Raw genomic sequence first — 3,480 nt, 5'->3', positions numbered from 1 at the left:
TGCCGTGGTGCGCAGGCTCGATGCATCGCTGCCGGCCTGCGGCTCGGTGAGGCAGAAGGCGCCGAGCATCCGGCCCTGCGCCAGCGGCTCGAGCCATTGCTTTTTCTGCTGCGCGTTGCCGTAGCGCATGAGGATGGCATTGACCGGGCAGTTGGTCACGCTGATGGCGGTGCTGGTGCCGCCGTCGCCGGCCGCGATTTCTTCCAGCACCAGCGCCAGCGTGAGGTAGTCGAGGCCGGCGCCGCCATGCTCCTCGGGCACGCAGATGCCGTAGGCGCCCAGCGCGGCGAGGCCCTGGTGGGCCTCCTTGGGAAAGCTGTGCTCGCGGTCCCACTTCGGGGCGTGGGGCCACAACTCGGCCTGCGAAAAATCGCGCACCGCGTCGCGGATGGCTTCCTGGTCTGCGCTGAGCAGCATGGCGTTGTCTCCTGTACTCGTTGTCGTGTGCTTCTTCTTACTTGCCGGCGCCCAGGTCCATGATCAGGCGGGCTGCCATGTACAGGCGGCGCGGAATGGCGCTGGTGTCGACGTACTCGGCCTTGTCGCTGTGGTAGCCGAAGCCCGGCAGGCCCAGGCTTTCGATCACGGGCTTGCCGGACAGCGCCGCGTAGGCCGCGTCGGTGCCGCCGCCGGTGCGCTCTTCCACGCCCAGGTTGCCGCCGGCTTCCTTGTAGAAGGCCACGGCCTTGTCGACCAGCTTCTTGCCGCCTTCGCCGGCGTTGAAGGCCGGGCGGCCGCGCGTGACGAGCACCTTGACGTCGGCCTCGGGCAGCTTCTTCTGCTGCGCGCGTTCTTCGAGCGTCTTCATGGCGGCGTCGAAATCTTCGTTGCGCGCATAGCGCACGTCGGCGTTCAGCGTGGCGCTGGCCGGGATGATGTTCGACACGTTGCCGGCCTTGGCGATGGTCCAGTTGAAGCGCAGGTTCTTCGACTTGTCGTCGATATTCATCGTGCGCAGCACCAGGTCGGACGCCTCGACCAGCGCGTTCACACCCAGCTCGGGCGCGGCGCCCGCATGCGAGGCCTTGCCGGTGATGTTGACCTGCACGTAAGCGATGCCCGAGGTGCCGAGCGACAGCTTCTCGTCGCCGGCGCTGGTGGGCTCGAACGACAGCACGTAGTCGGCCAGCTTGGCTTCTTCCTGGATCAGGTCGCGCGAGCCGAAGGAGCCCTTTTCCTCGTCTGTGTTGAACAGCACGGTGATGGTGCCGTAGTCGCGCACGCCGTAGTCCTTGAGCAGCTTGAGCGTGTGCAGGATGACGGCGTTGCCGCCCTTGTCGTCGGCGATGCCGGGGCCGTAGGCCTTGTCGCCCTCGATCTTGAACGGCGCCTTCGCGAGGATGCCCTTCAGGTACACGGTGTCCATGTGCGACAGCAGCAGCAGGTTCTTGCCGCCGCGGCCCTTGATCTTGCCGACGATGTTGTCGCCCACCACGATGCCGGCCGACTTGCTGCGCGTGACGGTGAAGCCCAGGTTCTTGAGCTCGCCCTCGAGGTAGTTGCCGGCGGCGGCCAGGCCTTCGGCGTCACCGGTGCCGGTCTCGATGTTGACGAGCTTTTCCAGCGTCTTGATCACGGCCGGCTGCTCGTCGGTGGCGGCCTGGAAGAGCACGTTGTCGCGCTTCTGTGCCAGGGCGGGGGCGAGGAACGTGATGGCAAGAAGCGCAGCAATTGCATTGCGCTGGAAGGCCGGGTGCATGAGACGATCTCCAGATACTAGTGATCCTCACATTCTAGGTATTGCTCCATGCCCGCCGGCAGCATTCGCAGCCGGGGGAGCATCACCTCTCAGTCGGCGCCCAGGTCGGCGCAGGCTTGCACCGTGAACTGCTTGCCGTCGAGTTCGCGCGCCAGCGCCGTCAATTCCGCGGAGTCGTCACGTCGGGCTTCGGCGCGCAGGGCCGCCAGCATCCGCTGCGGGCTGTCCGTCAAGCGCGACTGCGCATCGATGGAAAGCCAGCAATACAAACGCGTGAGGTCGATCCGGGACTTCGACCAGCGCCGCTGGAAATAGGAGAGGAGCCCGTCCAGTTCTCCGACATAGCCCGCGCGGCGTGCTGCGAGTTCGAGTCGCACGCCGCGTTTCATGTCCTGCGGATATCCATCGATTCCCAGAAGCAGGCGACGCCCCATTTGAAGCTGGCATTGCGGATGCTGGCGTTCAACGCCTTCTTGCAGCCAGCGCCGAGCCTGCGCCTGGTCCGCTTGCGTTGCCTTGCGTTTCGCTTGGTCGACCAGTTCGGTCATCAAGCACATGGCGCCTGTATCCCCGCGCTCAGCCAGTTCTTCCAGGCGCTTCATCGGCGCGTTCAAAGGATGAATCAAGCCGCGTTCGGGTTGAAGCACCTGCAGCGTGACATGCGCCAGTTCAAAGCCCTCATCAGACATTTTTCTCCAGCGATGCTCGCGGTTCTTGCCGCTCGACTTGCCGGCATATTGCCGGCTCTGCCCCTTCCATTGCGGCAGCTCGTTGAAAAGCTCCAACTCGTCGCGTGCGCGCTCGGCATCGCTCAGACCAGCCGCCTTGCTTGCGTCGAACGCCGGCAGATCGAAGCGTGGAAGGTACTCGCGCGCCGATTCGTACACCAGCATCGCGCAGGCCCAGAAAAGTATCGCGCCCAACAGAAGCGAAAGGCACCACAGCGTGCGGCTGCCGCGTCGCGCGGCCACTTAACCGACCACCGAAACGAGATCGACATCGGCCAGGCACTCGCTCGTAGGCCGCCTCCAGCCAAGGATCGATCTTTCTTCAGAGCCCTGGCGAGCGAAGGCATAGCATGGTCGTAAGCACCCAGCTCTCCGGGTATCGCCAGCCGGCGCACAAGCCGGGCACCCACAAGCCTTTGAACCCGTGCGGAATCTGTATCGCAGAAACGTTGGCGAGCGAAGCGAAGTTTCAACTGGCAGGCAGCACCGGAGGCCACGGGAAACCGGGCATAGGTACCGACGACAGAATTGTTCGCCGACGTGATCGGCACAAGAACGACTTCGCCGTCGCTCAAGGCGCTATCGGAATCTCCGATGCGAATCCCAAGTTTTTTTCCAGGGCCTTGGGACTGCACAAGGTCCTGGCCCCCTCGCGGCTCAATTCGGCCAAGCTGAGAAGCAGGCTGTCATTGCCCGACGAAAAGATCCCGTTGTACGGCAATGCCATCCAGACGCCGCCGCCCACCAGCAGCACCGCCGCGACAACACCGGCAAATCGATGAAGCTTCGTCTCTCTTGCTGGAAACTCGTGCGGAACGCCAACCGCGATAGCCCGGTCCGAAGGCGCGATGGCCTCCGAAACCGAAACCTGCTTTCTCATTTTTTCTCCCCGAAATCACACCGATCTCCCCCATGGCTGCACCATGGCGAAATGATCTTATCAGTGCTTTTCAGGCAGAAAAGTCATCTTCAATCATCAAAAGTTATCAACTGTTTTCAACTTAGAGAATCTCAAGCGCCACGGCGGTACCCTCGCCTCCCCCAATGCACAGT

General features: G+C 63.4%; 4 protein-coding genes. 1 reads left to right on the top strand and 3 read right to left on the bottom strand.

The window, feature by feature from the left end; all coding sequences use genetic code 11:
* The 3 genes from BMG07_RS40185 to BMG07_RS40175 all read right to left on the bottom strand — a co-directional run.
* Positions 1–417, bottom strand: a 417-nt coding sequence (locus BMG07_RS40185; protein ID WP_198089145.1) for an acyl-CoA dehydrogenase family protein, incomplete at its 3' end; no start/stop codon positions are given.
* Positions 418–454: 37 nt separating this feature from the next.
* Positions 455–1,699: a glutamate carboxypeptidase gene (locus BMG07_RS40180; protein ID WP_198089144.1), complete on the bottom strand. Its 1,245-nt coding sequence runs from the start codon at positions 1,697–1,699 to the stop codon at positions 455–457.
* 89 nt (positions 1,700–1,788) lie between these two features.
* Positions 1,789–2,592, bottom strand: a complete 804-nt coding sequence (locus tag BMG07_RS40175; RefSeq protein WP_198089143.1) for a hypothetical protein — start codon at positions 2,590–2,592, stop codon at positions 1,789–1,791.
* A gap of 185 nt (positions 2,593–2,777) precedes the next feature.
* Between BMG07_RS40175 and BMG07_RS40170 the strand changes: the two genes are divergently transcribed.
* Positions 2,778–3,209, top strand: a complete 432-nt coding sequence (locus BMG07_RS40170; protein WP_198089142.1) for a hypothetical protein — start codon at positions 2,778–2,780, stop codon at positions 3,207–3,209.
* Positions 3,210–3,480 lie beyond the last annotated feature (271 nt).

The organism is Variovorax sp. E3 (assembly GCF_016082275.1).
In the GTDB taxonomy this organism is placed as follows: domain Bacteria; phylum Pseudomonadota; class Gammaproteobacteria; order Burkholderiales; family Burkholderiaceae_C; genus Variovorax.
Note: the sequence above shows the minus strand (reverse complement) of the source record. Positions and strands in the feature narration are given on the sequence as shown.

Bases quoted from the DNA above. Each gene is read 5' to 3' on its own strand.
- BMG07_RS40170 (WP_198089142.1), top strand. From the start codon at position 2,778: ATGGTCGTAAGCACCCAGCTCTCCGGGTATCGCCAGCCGGCGCACAAG.
- BMG07_RS40175 (WP_198089143.1), bottom strand. From the start codon at position 2,592: ATGCTGGTGTACGAATCGGCGCGCGAGTACCTTCCACGCTTCGATCTG.
- BMG07_RS40180 (WP_198089144.1), bottom strand. From the start codon at position 1,699: ATGCACCCGGCCTTCCAGCGCAATGCAATTGCTGCGCTTCTTGCCATC.